We start from the raw sequence: 23,054 nt of genomic DNA on the forward strand, positions 1-23,054 counted from the left end.
GCCTTGATAAGTGGATTAATATATGTTATCATCATAGTAAGTGATAGGAGGGCGATGTATGAAAAAGAATTTATTAGTGGCAGCGATGTCAGCTATGTTATTGATTGGAACAGCAATAACATCCTTTGCGGATACGTATGATCCGCAATATCCATTAAAAGGCTATATTGAACCATGGCTTATAAATAGCCCAGTGACTGGAGAAACAGCTTGGAAGAGTGATCCAAATAACTTTATTTATTTGTCTAATAATCATAGACAATATGCATTTGATCTTGCAGTTAAAAACAGAGATCCACTTTCCCTAAATTATTTCAGAGGAGAAGAGTTGGCTTCTATTGCAGAGTTAGCCAATTATCAAACTACTGGTTTAAGTCCAGATCAGGGGAATGTTGATCGTCTGGCAACAGAGGTGCGAAACTTTTTAAACAGCTTTGATTGGAGAAATGCTTCAGATTATGAGAAAGCAGTTCAGATTGCAAAGAGAATTACGAAAGCAGATTATCTGGATCAGGAAGGAACACAGTATCCCTATAGTTGCTTGGTGGAAGGAAAGGCTAACTGCAATGGCTATACTTGGGCAGCGAATTTACTGGCAGCTTGTGTTGGGTTACCTAATGATAGTCTTGGCTCTGTAAGCCACGCTTACCCAGTGTTTTTAGTAGATGGTGTATGGTTGTCTTATGAACCAACAAGTAAGGATAATTACTTTAATATTGCAGAGGTTTATACCCCTGTATATTATCTGGCAGGAGAACCTCATTTAACTCCGTTAGGAGAATACTGTAAAGTAACTGGCTATCAAATTCCAGAGAGTGTAGAAGGAAAGTTCCCCAACATTTCCTATGGTATTATTTATGGAAAACAAGCACCATTTATAAAGTTTAATTAAATATTGAATCTTACATCATAAAGAAAAGCTATCGGTTAAATATAATCGGTAGCTTTTTTGTATTCAAAATCAAGTGTAATAGATAGAAATAAGGAGAATCAATGATTAGATACTGGAAGAAAGGTACAAAACTAAATCAAAGAATTGCAGCAATGCTTGTAGCGGTTTTATTACTAACACCTGTATTTACCTACTTACCACCTAGTATGTTTGATTCCTGGGGGTTTGGACTAAAGTTTGTCAGTTCCGGTCAGGCAGGACATCCATATCTGATGGGGAAGGCACCTGGTGATAAAGAAGAGACCTACTTCTTTTGTATGAACAAAGGTGCTTCTGCTCATAGCAATTATGACTATTCCAAAGTTAATGCAAACATTGATTATAATAATGGAACCATTGAGCAGAAACGGATGTTTTGGGCTTATATTGGAGCATTTGGGAGTCACGATGGAAACCCTCAGCTTGATCGATTTGGGAAGATTTCAAGAGAAGAAGCGAGAGAAGTTGCATGGTCTAAAGGGAAAAGCAATGGTGGATCAGCCTGGATTGAAAACATGGCCAATGATGGATTTATGTCATTGGAGAACGTACCGGAAGGCTGTAAAAGCCCAAAGGAAATCCTTGACCTTATTAGTAAACACAATACCTCTGGACAGGCTATGTATATTAATGATCTAAGAAGTGGTCCCGGTCAAATAGATACGAAAAAACTTTATGAATTAACGGGGCTTAAAGATTGGGAAACCTTTAAAAGGTATTGCAAGATTACAGAAGTAACCTCTGGAATGGTCATTAATACAGAAGGTCAGAATCTTTCATGGAGTTTCCCCAATGCCCCGGCTGGTCAGAAACCAACGGAAGCAGTGATGAAGATCAGTTATGATCCAACTGCTTTTAGAGTATTGGAAGTCACAGGTAGCCTGGAGTATTTCCAGTGTAATGTACCAGGCTCCCAGCAGTTATATCGGGCGAAAGGAAGACTGAAAGAATTGACTTGTGAGTTTTACCTCACTACAAAATATAGTGCAAATGCTCCAACCCCGACTCTGGGAGATGAAGAAGTGTCATTAAAAGTATATCAGCACAATGAAACCTTTGAATCCAATTACAACGTTGGACTGGAAAAAATGGATTATGAAACGGGTAATCCTTTACCGGGTTCCACATGGCAGGTATTGGAGCAATTTGATGATAGTCAATTAAGCGATGATGAAACTGATGGTGGAATCATTGAAGATAACATGAGAGAAGAACCCACAACGTGGCAAGACTGGATGGTGTTTGATGATGATCTGGTTACAGATGCCAGTGGACGTATTTCACATAAAGATACCCGCTATTATGACTTTGGACATGCTTATTGCAATGGTCATCCGATTCCTCCGGAACCGGAAATTGATGAATCTGAAGAAGGCGAAGAGGGGGAAGGAAGCGATGAAGCGGACGAAGCTGCAGAAGAGTATGAAAGACTGATGGAGGAATGGCAGGCAGGGGTAGATGATTGTGAAGCCCGTGCTGCAGCCAGTGGCGGAACCTTTCATCATTGGGAATGCGGAAACGAGGAAGAACCATCTGAAGAAGAGGCTTTTGAAGCGTCAGGATGTAAGGCAGCTAGAGACGCAGCATATGAAACTTTCATCAATCTTGAATATGATTATACCTTTAGGGAAACAAAGCCAAGAGATGGTTATATCATTCATGATCCGGGCCATCCAGATGATGTTCCCATAGAAATTATCACAACAGCGGCTTCTGAAGCCGAAAGATCTGCAAAATGGAAAAGTTCCAGTAATGCAGATATTAGAGTTACAGGATATGTGCGCAACATGACAAAAGATAGTTCGGATAATGAAGATCTCCAAGGATTTGCTGTACAGAGTTTAGCAAACAGGGCAGATCTTGAATCAGAGGATTATGATCTTATCAGTGAAAACAAAATGTTACTTTCTGACAGTGACAATCTTTTAGCAAGTCCTTCCGAAAGTTTTGAAGATCCGGATCAAAGCGGAGATTTAATCCTGAAAGAAACCTATGATCTTCCGCTGGGAGAAAGAATTATTAATAAATTACTTAAATTTATCGGGCTTCCTACTGCTTTTGCGGAAGAGAAGGAAATAACCGTAAAGCTGGTTGCAAAAGATGATGAAGAGCTATTAGATGATGAGTTTGAGGAATACGAATTTGAAGAGGATGATGAATTTCTGGATGAATCTATAGATGATGATGAATCAACCCCCTCACAGGCGAAAAAGAACTTTATCAATTATTCATTGAGATCTAGCCTGGCAACTAATTCGATAGCGTCTAAATCTGAAGAAAAAAGAGCCACAAGGCAAATCAGTTTATTTGCGGCTGAAGACACAGATGAAGAACCAGTTATGACAACAGCACTTAGTTTAAAGACTCTTAGTGGTGATTTTGAAGGAGGAGAGGTAGACAGTCAGCCAGAAGTGGATAAAGGACCAGGTAATCATACGGCTCATACCTTTAAAGTGTACGATCATCGTGTACCTGGGCAGGTTCATTTTAATAAAAGAGATATGGAGCTAAAGGCAGGAGAATCCGAAAACTATGATTCCTTTGGAGATACCCAAGGGGATGCCACATTAGAAGGCGCTGTATACGGTTTGTTTGCAGCCGATGATATTTACGGTCCAGACACCCAAAGAGATGAGAATGGAAATGTCTCCTCCGGAATTGGAGTGGTATTTGATGCAAATGATCTTGTTGCCGTGGCAACTACAGATAAAAATGGAGACGGTTCCTTCTTAACAATAACAGAAAAACCTCACAGCTTTTACAATTATAAGACCGGAAAAATTGAATACACCGGAAAGAGCTATCCGGAAAATCTGTATGTGAAAGATGGTTATGAAAAGGCGCAGCCACAAGAAGAGAGGGGGCGGATCTATAAAGATAATAAGTCCATGAATGGAGACAGCTGGATCGGAAGACCTTTAATCCTTGGCAACTATTATATTAAAGAACTTACCCGTTCCGAAGGATACGAACTTTCTATCACAGGAAAAGATAGGGAGGTTACAAATGCTGTACCAGGTACCCGTGAGACCTATGGTGAGACCGCTGATTCAAGAACAGCTCCGGTGGGATCCGCCTGGATCACAAAGCAGCTTTATCATGCAGTTACCTTTCCAGAGGGAAATGCCGCATATGGAAATAAAGAAAACTTACTTCTTCTTGAAACAAAATCAAAGGATGCTACCAATGGTTATAATGTAGTGCTTGATGGAATCCCGGAGGGTGCAGATATCTACATAAATAACGTCACATTAAAGCCGGTAGTAATCCAGCAGGTGGATGGAGGAAAGTGGGTTGATGCAAAAGAATCTCCTTATTATCAGACGACAGAATCTCAATCTGTTTATAAGCGTGATATCAATGGAAATATGATTGAAAAGCCAGGAGTATCTGCGACTGTAAAAGTTCCTTATGAAGCAGCTGGAATTGAAGCAGATAAACTTCCGACAGAAAGTACTGCGGTTGCCAGTGATCAGGCAAGGTTTGCCGGTGCATTTACCAATTCAGAAAGCAACGTAAAGTATGTGAAAGCCGAACTGGAGCAGATGATGCGTGATTCATTGCAGATGGAAACTCCGAAAGATGGTGATTATTCCACAATCAATACTCCGGTTTATGATGAAAAGAGGACGGTGAATGGAAAAACCGTCTACGGAAAGCCGGAAATCGTTCTTGAAATTGAAAATGTCACAACCAATAAATCCGTTATCGAAGCCATTTTAAATTATTACATCAACGAAAAGGTATTTACTTATGGGGGGCTTCAAAAAATAGAATACATTGGTGGAAAAGCAATTGTGACGATTGTGGCAGGCATGACTCCGGCCAGGACTTTACTGTATCAGAAAAATTCCAGTGGTGATGTGGTAGCCGCATACTTAACAAAACTGAATACAACCTATGGAAGATATGTCATAAGAAAATACACAGGAGATGAGTTAAATGCTGCAAAAGTGGAGGATACAGGCAAATACATAATCAATGTAACGCCAGATTTTGAAGTCGGTGACGATGGGATTCCAATAGACAAAACTATATATCCAACGGATAGTGAGAGGTACCTTCATTACGCTGCAGGTGAAACCCTTTACGATTACTGGTACTTAAATGGTGATACGTATGTTGGCCATGCTCCTGTAACCAGAAAAGTCTGGGAGCCAAATTACAAGGAAGTTGTTGTATATGAGGAAAATGTAAGTTCCTCAAAGATTCCCAAGGTTGGCTCCATGGAAGAAGTGACAGACCAGACTGGCAGCACTTATTACTACTATGATCAGGTGGCAAAGCAGTATACCATTCATGTTGGCTCAAACGATATGGATCTTAGAGGTGTAAAATCAGGGAACTTTACAATAGCGCTTAATAATGGAAAACGTGAAGTAACCAATGAAGATATAAACAGGATCGGCTCCAATAATGTATGGGGTTACGCAGCTGGATCCAGCATATCCAATGCAGAATATGTTATTCGAGTTTCCGGTGCCGGAGCTGGGGCATTTACTTCCGCAGACTTTGATAACAACAAAACTTTCATAAAGAATCAGCGATTGATCAGCAATGGGTATCACGACTTGAATGAGGACGGAAACACAAGAGACATACCGACTCCGATCCAGGAGCGTATTATTGGGCAACAAATTAAAGTCACTAAGACCATTGATGAAAATTCATACGAAAATACCAACACCTATGGCACAGCTCATGAGGACTGGTTCACCAGGACATTTGGCGGGCATTTTGGAAGGAATACGGTGGCCAGGAAGATGGACAACTTCCGGTTTAAAGTGTACTTAAAATCAAACCTGGAACGCTTGCACCGGGACAACGATGGTAATGTCATATGGCAGGACCGGTTAGGAAATGAAATAAATGTGACTGACCAAAATGAGAGATTTCCAGCCCTGGTAAATAAGGTTTATACGAAAGTCCAGCACATTACCTCTCCTTTATATAAGAATTCAGAAGATGCAGTTGTAAGCAACGATTCCTTATACAGCTATTCAGATGGTCTCATAAATGAGAGCCAGAATAACGGCTATACTTCCGTACTGGAAACCATATCTGTAAAGGCAGATAACGGTAGCGAAGCAAGTGTTTATAATTACGATAAGTTTTTTGATGCCATAAATGTGGCCAATGCGGATAAATGGGATCATACAGAAAACAGCAGCACAGCCTTTAAGCCTTTTGCTCTAATAAAGAAGTTCCTGTTTGGAACTGGAGGGGCAGAAAATCAATATCCAGCGGGTCATAACAATGCAGAGATTAAGAATAAAATCAACACCTCAGATATAGCTGCAGATAATGCCCTGCGCTCAGACAACGTCCGCCAGTTTGCGATTGCCTGGTATCTGGAAGACGAAGTTGCGAAGCTGGTGAAAAAGAATTCGTCTGAGGAAACGCAAAGCGCTGCAGGGAAGAGTGTGTATTCCGATGAAGTTTATGACAAAGCCCTTTCAGAAGCAATAAAAAAGGCAGAAAACTATTTAAAACCGTTCTTTTCATATGACCTTGACCGGATTTATTCCATTGAATGGGACAGTGCACAGGAAGGCGGGGCAGATAAAGATATCACAACACTTTCAGCGGATACGCTGTACGGAGACGTTTCCGAAAGTAGCGATGGTTATTATTTCGCCACATCGAAATATCTGCCATACGGAACCTATGTAGTGGCAGAACAGCAGCCGAAATTCAGTAACCTGGGGGATTTAAAGAACAAGCATTACCAAATTGATAAGCCAAGAGAAGTCTCTCTCCCGTCTGTATATACGGATTATGATGGCTCCCAGGCTACACCGGAGGTAACAAATAATTATTACAATTATTCTGCCGGCATAACACAGCCTGAGATGGAGAGAAAATATAAGATCCGTTTCAATGAGGAGAGTGTGAACGTAATCAAGGGCAGAAATGCGGATGGCGACTTTGAAGTTTACAAGTACGGCATGGACATAGACAACATCAGAAATGGCATGACTGGAACTGGATCAGGTGATTATTTTGCACTGAGCCAGAACGAATTCAAGCCATATAAAAACTACTACAATGAGCAGGATGACAGGATGAGTGGAAATGTTCCTTATTATCTGTCAGAGGGCATGAGTGGTAGAGAAGCAGTAGCAAAATACTACCGTTACAGCTCTGTAGCAGAAAACAAAGGCATCGCAAATGATGTCCCATTCCCAGGGGGAACTGTTACGGAGGGGAATGAAGCTGGAATCCAGTACAAAGACAACGTAACGGCCATGCAGGGCGTACAGACTGCTTATGATGGAAAATATGCCCCTATGCTTGTGCCGTGGACGATCGTAGCCTCTGACAATTCAGTTACAGAGGTAGCGGACAGCGCCCTTTCCGCAAATGGTGAGAGTTCATACAAAGGCTTTGGGTATACGAAGTTTCGAAACAGTTTTTATAAAGCAAAGCTGAGAATCGAAAAACTGGATTCAGAAACAGGGGAAAACCTTCTTCATGACGGAGCCTTGTTTGCCCTTTATGCAGCGTCCAGGGAGGACGGGGAGAATACGGACGGCCTGGTAAAGTTTTTTGAAACAGATACCCGGATCGAAGGATCGAAGGAATTCTTAGTGGCCATGGGAGCCAGAAATATTGCCCTGGAAGGGAATGCCTGGAAGGGAACTGTTCAGGCAGGAACCCCCATCTGCAAGGAATCGGAACAGGTGATCCTTACCGATCAAGAAGGGAGAAGGACAGGACAGTTTGAAGCCTTTACGATCACCAGGGACGGCCTTCAAGCTCAGAAAGAAAATCCTGTAAGCCTATCATACCAGGATCAGAATGTTGGCTACCTTACGACCCCCCAGCCCCTTGGGGCAGGAACCTATGTGCTTTGTGAGGTGAAGCCCCCAGCTGGTTACGTAAGGACAAAGCCGGTAGCCATAGAAATTTACTCTGATCAGACCACCTATTACCTGGAAGGAAACAGGGATAACCGGGTAGCAGCGGCTATTTACGAAGATAAGACAGGAGAAGGCCCGGAGGAGATTACAAACACTGCAAGGATTTACATAGGAAACACTCCGGTCCGCCTGGAAGTATCCAAAATCAAGGATACGGAAAACACTGTCACTTACAAAACCAACACCAGACTGGAAGGAACAGAGCTGGAATTAAAACAGAAGTATGGATCCGAAAACCTGGAATTTGCCTACAAGAACGGGACTTTCTTAGGTTATGCCTGGTACAAAGGTACCCTGGAATATTTAGAATCCAGAAAGGCCACAGGGGAAGATGCAGAGCCGGTTTATGTAGATGGCGTATTTGCCGGTTATGGCCTGATATCCAGGCCCTTAGATACCGTAGACGATAACAACCGCTACGTGGCCGGGGCACAGATGACTCTTTACGATGCCATAGAGATCAAGGAGAACGGGGACAGCGGAGATTATGGATATGACGGCGTAGAAGTTAACCGGGACCGGAACAACAATTTCCAGTCCATAAAAGTATTGAAAGGCCAAGCCGGAAGCACTGTAGAGTTTATCCGGGAAGAGGATCCGGAGGGAAGCCTTGCAGGAGAAACCGGAGAGGGAACCTGGACCTATAAAACCATAGACCGGGAAGATACGGATATCCTGTTTTACTCCCTTGGAAACTTGAAGGTAAGAGAAATTGGGACCGATGGGAAACTGTATGGCTATGACCGGGAAGGAAATAAGGTACAGGTAAAAAATCAGGAATCCATCTATGTGCTGAAAGCCGGTCAGCCGGTCTTTGAGCTGACCGGAGGGGATTTAACTGCGGTGAAGTATTCAGCAGCGGATAAAACCTTTTCCTTAAGCTCCGGGACTGTCATGTACCATTTGGACAGTGACGGAAACAGGGATGCATATGTCAATCCAACAACAGGGATGGCCTTTACGAGGGAAGGGCAAAAGCTCCTGGTATGGCCGGTAAAGATCTCCCGGACAGAAAACGGGGTGGTCATTGCCAGGGAAAAAATCAAAACCTGGAGAATTGCTTCTGTCAATGCCGATACGGATCAGGAATATGTTACAGGGACTTATGACGGAAACAATCTGGCTAAAAGCGTGAATCCGGTTCTGAATGGCCATGGCCTCCCGGAGTATTACCAAAGGTCGGTCGAAACCTATAAAAAAGGGGATCCCATTTATGATATAGACGGGGATTACGTTCGCTACAGATACGATGATCTTCTTTCCGCTTATAATGATGCTGCCTACAAAATTAATGATAAAACCGGCGTGGAAGATATCGGGGAGGCGGAGGATACCACAGACGATAAGAAGCTCTACCACCGCCAGGGCGAAGCCTGGATCATGGAAAACACCTGGATCACCGGAGAAAAGTATCCAAATGATCCGTTTCAAGCGGATGCGACTGTGGGACAAGCCGACATGCTGAAAAGAGTAATCCCAGGAACCTACATTATGGAGGAGGTCAAAGCTCCAGCCGGCTACACAAAGGGCTTTCCTGAAGGGATTACAGTTACTGAAACGACGGAAATCCAGAAGGCCGGTATGGAAGATGAAAAAATCAAGATAGAAATTGTGAAAACCGATGCACCGGATCAGTACCGGATCGATGTAATCAGTGATTACCAGGAAGGTCTTGCTGTCACAGAACCGAAAGGAGCTTACAGTTACGAACAGGTCTCCGGAGCGCATTTGGTACTTTACAAGGCGAAGCGGGTCTATACTACAGACAGCGAAACATATCCAAAAGGATATTATTATGTAAAGGCAGAAAGTACACCGGCAGAATGGACAGTAGAAAATACCGCTGATAATGCACCGGTGCGAACCGTGGCCGACTGGATCACAGATGGAACCCCGAAATATTTTGAGGGAATTCCTACAGGAGACTATATCCTGGAAGAGATAGAAGCAGCTGGCGGCTATGTCCGTAGCTCCATGGAACTTACGGTAAAAGCGACTGGAGAGGTACAGACTGTAAACCTAAAGAACGATCATACTAAGTTGGAAATTTATAAGTACTATAAGGACAGCAAAAAGAACAAGGTGCAGCTTCCCAATGATCATGCTGCTGGTCTGGCCCTCTATAAAGCAAAGACAGACGGTAGTGGATCTATTGTAATGGCGGAAGGAAAGCCGGCTTATGAAGAGGAAGAGAAAATAACAGGATGGCTGACCGATGATCTGAGTGAGTATACAGAAAAAACAGAAAAAAGTACTGGCATAAAGGATCGCATTAAGGATCTTCTTGGTCTGTCAGAAAATCAGTCCAGTTTTATTACGGACTTTGAAGCTTCTTACAGGGAGATAGGGGAAAGCCTTACTACTCTCACCTGGTACACAAAAGATGGGGAGCGGACGGCCGAGCGGATCGAAAGCATTCAGACTGGAAAAGGAGATGGAACCGTCCAGACTTGGACCACTGATGCCGGAAAGACAATCCGGATCACTATCTATCGGAATGTGAAAAATGGTTCCCTTGATCCAGATGGAAAGCTTCCTCTGAACTTTGAGTATCAGTTCAATTATAAAGAGGAAAACGGAGTAAAAAGCTATGACACCATAGAAGGAATGCACAGGATTGATTATTTGCCCTTCCATGCAGAGAAAGATGGGAAGAAGGTAGGAAATTACGTCCTGGTGGAAGAAAAGACGCCGGATGGATTTGAAACAGCCGACCCCAAGGCTATTACCTTGACTGAAACCGGGGCTGTACAGAGATTCAGCCTGGAAAACGAGGAAAAGTATATTAACGTCCTCAAAGTAGTAACGGACGGAACCAATGAGTATGCCGCAGAGGGCGCAGAACTGGCCCTTTACCGGGCCGATGAAGCCGGGAATTTTGTAGAAGATAAAGCCCACCTAATACAAACCTGGCTATCCGGATCAGATGGAAGATATACGGAAAACGATAGATTTAATGGTGACATCCCGGAGGGGTTTTCCGTAGGAGATTTGAAGCCTCACCGGATTGATAAAATCCCCTATGGAACCTTTTATATAGCAGAGCTAACGGCTCCAGCCTACATGCAGAAGATAGAGCCGGTAAAGATCCTTGTAGGGGCAGAAAAAATCCCTGTTTATCGGGTGTTCAATACTCCAATTGTTGGAAAGCTGGAAATTAAAAAGAAAGCTTCCGATACCGGAAAGGGACTGGAAAACGCCCGGTTTAAGGTGACAAACAAGGATACCGGGGTGGTCTGGTATATGACAACCGGTACAGATGGAAAGGCAGAAATAACCAGTCTTTCAGTGGGCATAGTTCAGAAAGACGGAAGCATAAAACCCTATAACTATATCATAGAAGAAATTTCTCCACCAGATTTATACCGGATCACCCCTGGAATTAGGAAGTTCCAGTTTGATGGAACCGAAAGCGGAAGAGAAGTCCTATATACTTATGAAGTTTTGAATGATCCTACAGAGATTCAATTCAAAAAGACAAACTTTGATACCGGGATGGCGGTAGAAGGGGCTGAGATAGCCGTATATGAGGCGGTGGTCATGGATGGGGAGTACCAAAAGGCTGGAAATGCCATTGAGACTTTTGTTTCTGGACCGGACGGCTTTACTTTAAAAAAGAAGTTATCAGCAAACCGGGTCTATATCATGGAAGAACGTAAAGCTCCAGCCGGATATACTCTTTCAAAGCCGGTGATCTTTACCTTAAATAAAGCGGGAACGGGAATCAAAAATGTATCAAATGATTTTAGTATTTTAAAGCTGGCCAATGATAGCGGTGCTATAGAAAATCTGACTGTAACTGGAAGGGTTCCGGCAAAGGTATATACCGTATTAAAAGATTTAGACGCAGGAAATGAACTTCCTCCCTTGATTGGAACGGGAAGCGGCCAGGCTGTAACGGCAGAAAATGGTATCATAAACGGTCATACATATGAAATCACTGAGTATACCAAGTTTTCTGATGGTAGGACAGAGAAATCATCGAAAGAAATCAAAAGGATTTATATTGACAAAGACGGATCTTACACTATTCCTTCCAGGACATATCTGGATACCAGGCAGGAGCTGGCCGATGCAGAAGGAAAGGTCCTTGCAAGCTGGACTGTTAATGAGAATAACCATGATTATACAATCAAAAATCCAGTAACCAGGGAAATCCCTATTGCACAAGTAACAAGCGGCATAGGAGCGGATCACAGTGCAATAAGAACCGGAAGTGTCATAAAATACACGGTTACCTATAGCAATCCTTACAATCATCCGGTAGATATCCGTATTAATGCAGTCCTTAAAGATGGGCTTGATTATTTAAGATCTACCGACTATGGTGCAGAGCAAAACGGAATTATAAACTGGAATCTCACGGATATCGCTGCCCATGATAGTGGTACGGTGGACCTGGTGGCCGTAGTCAGTGGTGAAACGGGAACGCAGGCAAATGTGTACTTTGAAACAAAGGCGGACTCAGTTACGAAGCGTACTACTCTTACAAATCCTATTGCTCCGGATGGTTCCATTACCATCATAAATAAACTGACTGGAACCGGAATGCCCGGTAGTACGGGGCACGCTGAGGATCAGGCAGATGAGTTTAACTTCCATGTAAAACTTTTGGACTCTGCTGATAAAACCTTAACCGGGTACCAGGCATACAGCGGATCGGTGGATGGACGGATCAAAGGAGAAGGAACTATCCCGATAACCGGCGACGGATATTTTACCTTTTCAGGACTGCCCTACGGAACAAGATATGAAATCACACAGGAGCCAAAAGATGGATATGACAATATACTAAGCCCTACGGGGCAAACAGATGGAGGAACGATTACAGGAGAGGTCACTAAGGCCATACAGAGCGCAGTATTTAAAAACAACCGGAACAATGAAACCATCCGGGAAATCTTAACTGCAGGAGGAAACTACCGCCTCACTGAAACCACAACTTACAGTGACGGAAGCAGCCTGATAAGCGGAGTTTACCGCTTTCAGCTAAATACTTCAGGAATGGTTGATAATGTGGATATGGAAGATCGACCGGTACACTTATATTTCACGAAAGTGGATGCGGAAACAGGAGAGGAACTTACGGGAGGCCGCTATAACCTGATTGATGCAGAAACGGGAAGTATCATATATGAATTTACGAAAGAAGAAGGAAAGGAGGTACTTATTCCAGCAGATCTGATTACTCCTGGGAAAGAATATATCATCTTGGAAGAACAGCCACCAGCGGGATACTCTTATGAAAAAGAGATCCGCTTCATGGCAGAGGAAAGCGGCATACGGTCAACCATCATCATGCAGGATAAAAAAACAGAGGTTGAGATTTTAAAAGTAGATGCAGAGACTGGAGATATGCTAACAGGTGGCCGCTTCTATATCCGGGAAATGGATACTGGAACATTGATTAAGGAATTCACTGCGAATGGGGGGCCAATAGTATTAACAGGACTTCTGATTGCTGGAAAAACTTATGAACTTTCAGAAGAAGAACCACCGGCTGGATATGCCTATAGCGAAAGTGTTATCTTTGCAGTTCCAGAAGAACCAGGTCTGATCACTGTTGTCATGAAGGACAAAAAAACAGATGTTTTAATAAAAAAATTGAAAGGGTCCCTTCTTATTGGAACACCATCGGAAGCGGCCAGCCAGTTACCGGGAAGTACGCTTCAGATCTTAAATGAAGATAAAACCCCAGCAAGGGCAATCCGTGATGGAAACGGTTTTAAGGCCGGGGATGATCTTATCTTTACTACGAGTCAGCAGTTTGAGAAATTCAAGGGCCAGCTGGAGGCCGGAAAAGATTACTGGCTCCATGAAATCCGCCCGGCAGATGGATATGCCTATGCAGAAGATCTCCCATTTACCGTCAGTATTAATGGTGATGAGGATGTGATTGTTATGATCGACGATCCAACCCATGTGATTCTGTCTAAAAAAGCTATCACAGGCAGCGAGGAGCTGCCAGGAAATCATATGAGCGTAAAAGACAAAGACGGAAAAATTGTAGAAGAGTGGATATCTGGAGAGCAGCCTCATGAACTCATTGCAAAATTAAAAGCGGGAGAACGGTACTGGCTCCATGAAATCCGTCCAGTCGATGGATACTCGTATGCGGAAGATGTTTCTTTTATTGTAAGTAAAAATGGAACGGTTGACATGGTTGAAATGAAAAACGAAGTTACTGCGGTTCGACTTAACAAAGTAAATTCAACCGGTGCATTTCTAAAGGGAGCTATTTTACAGGTGTTGGATCATCAGAAAAATGTGGTTATTCCAGATTTTGAGACAACAGGTGAGGCTATAGATATCACTGGAAGATTAGAGGCGGGAAAAACCTATTACCTTCATGAGGTGAAAGCCCCATCCGGATATCTCCTTTCCTCTGATATCGCATTTACAGTGCCAAAAGGCTCTGAACTATTGGAAGTCACTATGACCGATCCCAAGCAGCAAAGCCCTGGCTCCGATAAAATGTATCTCTATAAAACAGATGCCACAACAGGACAAGGGATGAAAGGAGTGGAATTTTCTATTTACCGCCATGACGGAAGCTTATACCTGACTGTGAATACTGGAGAGGGTGGATATGCAAAATTTCATATGCCTGAAAACGGAACCTATACCTACAAAGAAACAAAAGCAGCTCCCGGCTACCTTGCAACAGATCATACCTACTCCTTTACCATTCAAAACGGTGAGGTATCAGAAAACAGTACAATATCAGTTGTTAATTACCTTTCTCCGGAAGTGATAATTCAAAAAGCAGATGCTGAAACAATGGAAAGATTAGCTGGAGCTGAGCTGGAGATCAGAAATGAAGCTGGAGAGCCGGTATTCAAAGGAATAACAGATGACAACGGTGTGATTCCATTCTACCCGTTACGCACCGGAACCTATACGGTACATGAAATAAAAGCTCCGAAAGGATATAGAAGGACTAATTCCTGCCTAACGATATATGTAACGGATGACGGAACCGTAACAGGAGAATTCACGATGTTCAACCGTCCGGAGATCGGTAAGAAGAAAGGATATATTACTGCAAAATATCAATCGAACCTACATGGACTTGGAATTATCCGTTCGAAAGGAAAAGGATTCTGGGGCTGGCTGAACAGTATACCTAAGACAGGTGACGCAGGCCTGGGCTGGGGATTGTTCTTATGTTTCGGGACGGCTGGAATTGTGATTGGAATTGCCATCGCAAGGAGAAGAAGAGATAAGAAGTATGAAAATTAAGCTTATTAAAAATTTTGTTGCTATATTTATTGCCGTACTCAATGTATATGGGTACGCTGGAATAGTACATGCGGAGGAAACGCGGATTGAAATTAAAAAGGAATATGAGACATCCATAAAAGAGGATGATGGAAGGACGCAGTTTAAGGAAGTATATGAAAAAGACGGAATCCTCTATCGGTTAAAAGCTGTCCAGATAAATTATGTGGAACAAGTCTATCCAGGAAACATAATCACATATGACTCCGATCCCTTTGTTGGAGATCCGGCGGAATATGCACCAAAAGAATCGGTTGTAAAGGAAGGGAAGAGGTACCATTTAAAATCCGGTGAACTTAAAAAAGTAATGACAGAAGAAACAATAAAATATACAGAGGCCTCCATATTATATAAAGGGGTGGAATACATAGATAATCTCCCGGGAGATGCGGAGGTCAAAGTGGTTAATGAGGATTCCAAGCAGGAACAAAAGGTCAGGCTTCCTGCGGTGAATTATGAGGAAGAGGGCACTTACTGGGATTATCATTTTACATTTCCCATTACCGTAACCGGTTATGATGCGGATTCATACATGTTGGGTCAGTTGGAAATATCTAAGAATACACCTTTAATAGACCATGGGGATCAATTCCTGGATTATTTAAATCTTCCCACTCAATATTACAAAATCACCAGAATTCAGTGGGATGGGAAACCTGTGGGAGAGGAAGGAGAGATGACACGAAAAGCTACTGCCTATGGCCGGAAGCTGGTAAAGGATATCAGGGGAATCTATGGAGGGGATGTGGTTTTCCCTTCCATAGAAGCCAATGTTTATCACGGAGTTTATGTGGAAGGAGACCCAGAGAACCAGACAGGCCGGCCAGTTTACAGGATACAGGCTACGGGAGTCTACGAACAGAACGGGAGAATGGGATTTTGGAATTTCTTAAAATGGCTGCGGACAAACTCTCTTACCTTAGCTATCCTAAAGCTCCTGCTTCTTACCATTCTTATTATCCTGACTGCTGACAGATTAGGAAGGAAAAGAAAGGAAATATGGAAAAACAGGGAGGAAAAGAAAAACATTCCTTAAGAAAGGGCCGGACTTGCTGAAGGGATGATTCCGCTAAGATGCTTACAATGAGAATATTGTCTATATAAACGAGAAAGGAATGATTGACAACCAGAATAATTCAGGATTAAGCCCCTATTTGCAGGCAGCCTATCAGCTGAAGCAAATGGGGCCTATGTAATCATGAAACTCCCTTAGATCCCCGTCTGCAGCATTGGCAGCTGCGCTTGACAAAGCGGCGCTTACTGACCATAATAATCCTATATAGGCAGTTTTAAGCTGCATCATTGAAACTAATTTTAGGAGGACTGAGGGATGAAAGAGTATTGTTGGGCTGCTTTAGGCTGTGGAGAAATAGCCAGGCAGTTGGCAGAGAACATGAAAAAATGGGGGAAAACCCTATATGGGGTGGGAAACAGAAGCTATGAAAATGCAGTTAAGTTTGCGGAAACATACGGAGTGGAAAAGGTCTATGATCATGTCCAGGATATGTTTCGTGATGATAAGGTGGACATTATCTACTTATCAACACCTCACAATACCCACATCAAGTATCTAATCGAGGCATTAAACAGCGGAAAGCATGTGCTTTGTGAAAAGTCCATTACATTGAATTCCCATGAGCTTTCTGAGGCCGCTGGTCTTGCAGATCAAAACAATCTGGTGCTTGCCGAGGCTATGACCGTTTATCATATGCCCCTTTACAAGAAATTAAAAGAAATTATAACAAGCGGTCAGCTGGGGCCTTTGCGTTTTGTGCAGTTGAATTTTGGAAGCTACAAGGACTACAATATGGAAAACAGGTTTTTCAGCCGGAATCTTGCAGGCGGAGCACTGCTGGACATCGGGGTATATGCCCTCTCCTTTGCAAGATGGTTTATGACAGAAACACCGGACCAGATCCTGTCACAGGTAAAATTTGCTCCCAGCGGTGTCGATGAACAGGCTGGAATCCTGTTAATGAACAAACAGCAGGAAATGGCCTCCATTTCTTTGTCCCTGCATGCAAAGCAGCCAAAGCGCGGTACAGTGGCTTTTGATAAAGGTCATATTGAAATATATGAATATCCCAGAGCAGACAAGGCAGTGATCACCTATACGGAAGACAACCGCCAGGAGGTGATCGAAGCCGGAAACACGGACGATGCGCTGCTGTATGAAATATTGGATATGGAGAAGGCGGTTTCCGGGGGATGCAATGAAATGCACCTGGAATATACATCAGATGTCATGAACATGATGACAAGGATACGGAATGACTGGAATATGAAATATCCCGAAGAATCCTAGAATGCTCTCGGGCGATTACAGGAAGTTGGGATGCTGTTGACACTTAATGAAAGCAGGGATATACTCTTGTTACAACCGGAAGGCTTTTACCGGGTTAACCGGCAGAAGTCCTTTTAAATGGAATTTCAGGATACGGGAGAATAACAATGGATTTGTTTGATTATATGAGGGAAAACACCATGAAAAATGAGTCCCCACTTGCATCAAGGCTTCGTCCGGCGTCTCTTGATGAGGTGGTGGGGCAGCAGCATATCATTGGCAGGGATAAACTGCTTTACCGGGCCATAAAGGCGGACAAACTGGGATCCGTAATTTTCTACGGCCCGCCAGGAACCGGGAAGACCACTCTGGCAAGGGTGATCGCCAATACCACTAGTGCAGATTTTAAGCAGATCAATGCCACGGTGGCCGGGAAAAAGGATATGGAGGAGATCGTAAAGGAAGCAAAGGATTCTCTTGGAATGTATGGGAAAAAGACCATATTATTCGTAGATGAGATTCATCGTTTCAACAAAGGGCAGCAGGATTATCTTCTTCCGTTTGTGGAGGATGGAACGCTGATCCTCATAGGCGCTACCACGGAAAATCCTTTTTTTGAGGTAAACGGTGCCCTTCTTTCCAGGTCCAGGGTATTTGAGCTAAAGCCACTGGAGAAGGAGGACATCAGAGAACTGATCCGACGGGCAGTTTATGACAGGGACAAGGGTATGGGTTCCTATCACGCAGTGATTGACGAAGATGCGGAAGAATTTCTGGCGGATGTTTCCAACGGGGATGCAAGAGCTGCCTTAAATGCGGTGGAGCTTGGAGTGATGACCACGGACCGGGATCAATCCGACGGAAAAATCCATATCAATCTTACGGTTGCCCAGGAATGCATCCAGAAGCGAGTGGTGCGCTATGACAAGACCGGAGATAATCATTACGATACCATTTCAGCCTTTATAAAGAGCATGCGGGGGTCGGATCCGGATGCAGCCGTTTACTATTTGGCTAGGATGCTTTATGCGGGAGAGGATATTAAATTCATTGCCAGAAGGATTATGATCTGCGCTGCAGAGGATGTGGGAAATGCGGATCCTCAGGCTCTTGTTGTGGCGGTGGCGGCAGCCCAGGCCGCCGAGAGGATCGGGCTTCCGGAAGCCCAGATCGTTCTGTCGGAGGCGGTAACCTATGTAGCTTCGGCACCTAAAAGCAACGCAGCCTGTATGGCAGTGTTTGAGGCTCTGGATTCGGTGCGGAACCAGAAAACCATGCCGGTACCTGCCCATTTACAGGACTCCCATTATAAGGGAGCATCAAAGCTGGGCCATGGGCAGGGCTATCTTTATGCCCACGATTATCCCGGCAATTACGTGAAACAGCAGTATCTGCCGGATGGGATGGAAGGCACTGAGTTTTATCATCCCACAGATAATGGCTATGAACGTAAAATTAAAGAGCGATTAAGGGAACTGAAAAAATAACTTTTCTTTTTCTATATAAAGGTATATAATAGGCGTATCGTACGACCTGATTGAACATGATTTAGGCCGGAATGAAACTTCCGGCCATCTGTTGCGATATTCTATCGTGAAGCATTCCCAAGATTATGAAACAACTGTTATAAGGAATCATGAAGGAGAATAATATGCGTGAAAAATTACAGACATTGCCGTTAGCGGAACTAAAGGAGCTTGCCAAAGCCCAGGGGATCAAGGGCTGCAGTTCCATGCGAAAAGCTGAAATCATAGATTTGCTTTGCCAAAAGGAAGAGGGAGCTTCTCCTATTTCTGTTTCGACAGGGAGTGTACCGGTAGAAAAGGCAGAGGAAGCAAACAAACAGATCACTAAGGCAGCCGCAGCTCAGCCGGCCGCTCAGGCACAGCCTCAGTCAGAAGTAACAAACCAACAGGCTCAGATGAATATGGATCAGCAGACCTTGTCCCAGGGAAATAACCAAAGAAAGACCGTTGTCCGGTCCTACCGTCCGGAAGGGCAGCAAAGGCCTGCCGCATACCGGCCTGCCCAGGGAAACAATGCAGAGCCTTCTCCCAGGAATGAGGCAAGAACGGAATTTATTCCCGAGGAACCTAAAGGAGATTTCCAGCCAAGCCCTGAGCTCCAGGAGCTGGACAGCGGCATTGAAGCTCATGGAATTTTAGAGGTCATGCCCGATGGCTTTGGCTTTATCCGCTGTGAAAACTATCTTCCAGGTGAAAATGACGTCTACGTGGCTCCTTCCCAGATCCGGCGGTTCAATATGAAGACCGGTGACATCATTCACGGAAGCCGAAGGGTGAAGACGGCTGCTGAAAAATTTGCAGCCCTGCTGTACGTAAAGAAAATTAACGGGTATCCCACCAGTATGGCGGAACGCCGTCCGAACTTTGAAAATATGATTCCCATATTCCCGGATGAAAGACTTCATATGGAGACTCAGGGGGGCAAAAACACTACGGCCATGCGGGTTCTGGATCTTTTGGCTCCCATTGGAAAGGGCCAGAGAGGAATGATCGTGTCCCCGCCAAAGGCAGGAAAAACCACCCTGCTTAAGGACGTGGCAAAGGCCATAACCGTAAACCATCCTGAGATCCATCTCATGATCCTGCTGATCGATGAGCGCCCTGAGGAGGTTACCGATATTAAGGAATCCATTTACGGAGATAATGTGGAGGTGCTTTATTCCACCTTTGACGAGCTTCCGGAGCGCCATAAGAGAGTGTCAGAAATGGTGATCGAGCGGGCCAAGCGCCTTGTCGAGCATGGCAGGGATGTAGTGATCCTGCTGGACAGCATTACCCGTCTGGCGAGAGCCTATAACTTAACAGTGGCTCCAAGCGGCCGAACTTTATCCGGAGGTCTGGACCCGGCAGCTCTTCATATGCCGAAACGGTTTTTCGGAGCAGCAAGAAATATGAGGGAGGGAGGCAGCCTTACCGTTCTTGCCACGGCTCTTGTGGATACGGGCAGCCGTATGGATGATGTTATATATGAGGAATTTAAAGGCACCGGTAATATGGAACTGGTTCTTGACCGGAAGCTGTCAGAGAAGAGGATTTTCCCTGCCATTGATATCCTGAAATCCGGTACCAGAAGAGATGACCTGCTGCTCACCAGAGAAGAGGCGGAGGCCGTTGATATCGTCCGGAAGGCTACCAATACCCTGAAACCGGAAGATGCAGTGGAAAAAATACTGGACTTATTTTCAAGGACAAGAAACAACAGGGAATTCGTGGAAACCTCCAAAAAAATGCGCTTTTTCTAGGGAGTGGGAGGTTTTTGTAGAAATAAATGCTTGCATTAGAAATTTTTTTATGTTATACTGTGTAAGCTGTTTATTAGACAAAGTCGGTTTACGGACTGCGATTTAATAGAAATCAGAGTATGCGAGGTGAAAATCATGAAAGAGGGAATCCATCCAAATTACTATCAGGCCAAAGTTGTTTGCAACTGCGGTAATGAATTTGTAACTGGTTCTACAAAGGAAGATATCCACGTAGAAGTTTGTTCTAAATGCCATTCATTCTACACCGGTCAGCAGAAGGCTGCTTCCGCTCGTGGACGTATTGATAAATTCAATCGTAAATATGGCGTTAAGGCTGAGGCATAATTTCTTCAATGAATGCAGTCGAAGCACAGCAGGAATTTGGGAAATCAGCCGTTCTGTACGCCCTCATGGCGTATCGAACTTCCTTATTATATCAGGGGCAAAGAAAAGGTTGAGTTTGGTGGAAACACTTTAGCTCAGCCTTTTTTGGGATTAGAACAAGTGAAAAGCTTCCATTTTAAACAGAGAGGTGGTTTGGCGTATGAAGTATTCAGGAATCGGCGGTCAGGCCGTGATTGAAGGCGTTATGATGAAAAACGGGGATGAGTATGCCACAGCGGTCCGCAAGCCGGACGGAACCATTGAAGTGAAAAAGGATACTTATGTGGGCATGGGAGAACGGGTAAAGCTATTTTCCCTGCCTTTTATCAGAGGGATATTCAGTTTTGTGGACTCTATGGTATTGGGCATGAGAGCCCTGACCTTTTCTGCCAGTTTTTTTGAAGATGATGAAGAGGCATCCGAGCCTTCCGGTTTTGAAAAGCTGCTGGAACGGTTGTTTGGGGAAAAGATGGAAAAGGTGCTGATGAGCGTGGTGATGGCCTTTTCTGTAGTAATGGCCATTCTGATTTTCATGGTATTCCCCATGTTTCTTGCCAATATATTTCAACATTTTATAAAGTCCCAGACGGTTATGGCTGTTTTAGAAGGTGTGATCCGTATCGGGATCTTTATCGCTTACATCGGTCTGGTTTCCCGCATGGAGGACATACGCAGGACCTTCATGTATCATGGAGCGGAGCACAAGTGCATCAACTGTCTGGAACATGGTCTCCCGCTTACTGTGGATAATGTCAGAAACAGCTCCAAGGAACATAAGCGCTGCGGAACAAGCTTTCTTTTGATCGTCATGATCATCAGCATCCTGTTTTTTATGGTGGTGAGAGTGGATACATTGCCTCTTAGAATCCTCAGCAGGATTCTGCTGATCCCTGTCATAGCCGGAGTATCCTATGAATTTTTGCGTCTGGCAGGGCGCAGTGATTCAAGGCTGGTGGATTTGTTGAGCCGCCCGGGTATGTGGATGCAGGGAATGACCACCAAGGAGCCGGACGATGACATGATCCAGGTGGGAATCGCTTCTGTGGAAGCTGTTTTTGACTGGAAGGCGTTTCTCAACAGGAATTTTCCGGAGAGAAAGGCATGAATCTGACATTACAGCTTCTGATGGAGGAAGGAACACAAGCGTTGTTAAAGGCAGGGGTGGAAGAGGCCTCTCTTGATTCCAGATACCTGCTTTTAGAAGCATTTCACACGGATATGACCCATTTTCTCCTGGATAGAAACAAGAGGCTTCCGGAAGAGGACTCTATTTTAGAGTCCCTATCCGTGTACAGGTCCATGATCGGAAAACGATCCTTAAGGATTCCCCTTCATCAGATCACAGGAAGCCGGGAGTTTATGGGACTTGACTTTGAAGTCAATGAGCATGTGCTGATCCCCAGGCAGGATACGGAAACTCTGGTAGAACTGGTGTTAAAGGATTATAAGGGGAAAATGCCAAAGATCCTTGATCTGTGCACCGGAAGCGGCTGTATTGCAATCAGCCTTGCAAAGCTTGGCGGGTTTGACCGTGTGACCGCCGCGGATATTTCCGAAGAAGCCCTTTTGGTGGCAGAACGGAACGCAGGGAAGCATTTGGGAGAGGGAAGGATTACGCTGGTGAAAAGCGATTTATTTGAAGCTTTTAAGAACCAGAGAACGTTTGACGTGATCGTATCCAATCCTCCATATATTCCAACGAAAATAATAGAAGGCCTTCAGCCGGAAGTCAGGGATCACGAACCCATGCTGGCCCTTGACGGAAAGGAAGACGGACTGTATTTTTACAGAATCCTTGCTTTGGAAAGCCGTTCCCATATGGTTTTAGGAGGAGCGGTTTATTTTGAAATCGGCTATGACCAGGGAGAGGCGGTCAGCGGCTTATTAAAGGATGCCGGCTTTGGACAGATCCGGGTGGTTCCGGATGCGGCAGGGCTGGACCGAGTGGTATGTGCACGAAAGCAATGAGCTGTATTGCGGACT

The 23,054-nt window shown here is 44.2% G+C and carries 9 protein-coding genes; all 9 read left to right on the forward strand.

Annotated elements, in window-relative coordinates; genetic code table 11:
• The first annotated feature begins 58 nt into the window (after nt 1-58).
• The 9 genes from CLOSA_RS02200 (at nt 59) to prmC (ending at nt 23,039) form a co-directional block, all read left to right on the forward strand.
• Nucleotides 59-892, forward strand: coding sequence for a transglutaminase-like domain-containing protein (locus tag CLOSA_RS02200; protein WP_013271158.1), 834 nt, complete (start codon nt 59-61; stop codon nt 890-892).
• Nucleotides 893-993: 101 nt separating this feature from the next.
• Complete coding sequence (locus tag CLOSA_RS02205; protein ID WP_013271159.1) at nt 994-15,096, forward strand: SpaA isopeptide-forming pilin-related protein; 14,103 nt, start codon at nt 994-996, stop codon at nt 15,094-15,096.
• The gene (locus CLOSA_RS02210) at nt 15,086-16,171 is read left to right on the forward strand and encodes a hypothetical protein (RefSeq protein ID WP_013271160.1); all 1,086 of its coding nucleotides are present in this window, start codon (nt 15,086-15,088) and stop codon (nt 16,169-16,171) included. Before CLOSA_RS02205 ends, CLOSA_RS02210 begins: the two co-directional genes overlap by 11 nt.
• 294 nt (nt 16,172-16,465) lie before the next feature.
• Complete coding sequence (locus CLOSA_RS02215) at nt 16,466-17,440, forward strand: Gfo/Idh/MocA family protein (protein ID WP_013271161.1); 975 nt, start codon at nt 16,466-16,468, stop codon at nt 17,438-17,440.
• A 146-nt stretch (nt 17,441-17,586) separates the two neighbouring features.
• Complete coding sequence (locus CLOSA_RS02220) at nt 17,587-18,906, forward strand: replication-associated recombination protein A (RefSeq protein WP_013271162.1); 1,320 nt, start codon at nt 17,587-17,589, stop codon at nt 18,904-18,906.
• Between the two features lie 164 nt (nt 18,907-19,070).
• The gene (rho, locus tag CLOSA_RS02225) at nt 19,071-20,687 is read left to right on the forward strand and encodes a transcription termination factor Rho (RefSeq protein WP_013271163.1); all 1,617 of its coding nucleotides are present in this window, start codon (nt 19,071-19,073) and stop codon (nt 20,685-20,687) included.
• A gap of 135 nt (nt 20,688-20,822) precedes the next feature.
• Nucleotides 20,823-21,032 carry a 50S ribosomal protein L31 gene (rpmE, locus tag CLOSA_RS02230; RefSeq protein WP_013271164.1) on the forward strand — a complete coding sequence of 70 codons (210 nt, stop codon included), beginning with the start codon at nt 20,823-20,825 and terminating at the stop codon, nt 21,030-21,032.
• Nucleotides 21,033-21,231: 199 nt separating this feature from the next.
• Nucleotides 21,232-22,176: a DUF1385 domain-containing protein gene (locus tag CLOSA_RS02235; protein ID WP_013271165.1), complete on the forward strand. Its 945-nt coding sequence runs from the start codon at nt 21,232-21,234 to the stop codon at nt 22,174-22,176.
• The gene (gene prmC / locus CLOSA_RS02240) at nt 22,173-23,039 is read left to right on the forward strand and encodes a peptide chain release factor N(5)-glutamine methyltransferase (RefSeq protein ID WP_013271166.1); all 867 of its coding nucleotides are present in this window, start codon (nt 22,173-22,175) and stop codon (nt 23,037-23,039) included. The genes CLOSA_RS02235 and prmC overlap by 4 nt, the downstream gene beginning before the upstream one ends.
• Nucleotides 23,040-23,054: the final 15 nt, after the last annotated feature.

Origin of the sequence: [Clostridium] saccharolyticum WM1, assembly GCF_000144625.1 — a bacterium.
Lineage (GTDB): Bacteria > Bacillota > Clostridia > Lachnospirales > Lachnospiraceae > Lacrimispora > Lacrimispora saccharolytica.

Bases quoted from the DNA above. Each gene is read 5' to 3' on its own strand.
- CLOSA_RS02200 (WP_013271158.1), top strand. From the start codon at position 59: ATGAAAAAGAATTTATTAGTGGCAGCGATGTCAGCTATGTTATTGATT.
- CLOSA_RS02205 (WP_013271159.1), top strand. From the start codon at position 994: ATGATTAGATACTGGAAGAAAGGTACAAAACTAAATCAAAGAATTGCA.
- CLOSA_RS02210 (WP_013271160.1), top strand. From the start codon at position 15,086: ATGAAAATTAAGCTTATTAAAAATTTTGTTGCTATATTTATTGCCGTA.
- CLOSA_RS02215 (WP_013271161.1), top strand. From the start codon at position 16,466: ATGAAAGAGTATTGTTGGGCTGCTTTAGGCTGTGGAGAAATAGCCAGG.
- CLOSA_RS02220 (WP_013271162.1), top strand. From the start codon at position 17,587: ATGGATTTGTTTGATTATATGAGGGAAAACACCATGAAAAATGAGTCC.
- rho (WP_013271163.1), top strand. From the start codon at position 19,071: ATGCGTGAAAAATTACAGACATTGCCGTTAGCGGAACTAAAGGAGCTT.
- rpmE (WP_013271164.1), top strand. From the start codon at position 20,823: ATGAAAGAGGGAATCCATCCAAATTACTATCAGGCCAAAGTTGTTTGC.
- CLOSA_RS02235 (WP_013271165.1), top strand. From the start codon at position 21,232: ATGAAGTATTCAGGAATCGGCGGTCAGGCCGTGATTGAAGGCGTTATG.
- prmC (WP_013271166.1), top strand. From the start codon at position 22,173: ATGAATCTGACATTACAGCTTCTGATGGAGGAAGGAACACAAGCGTTG.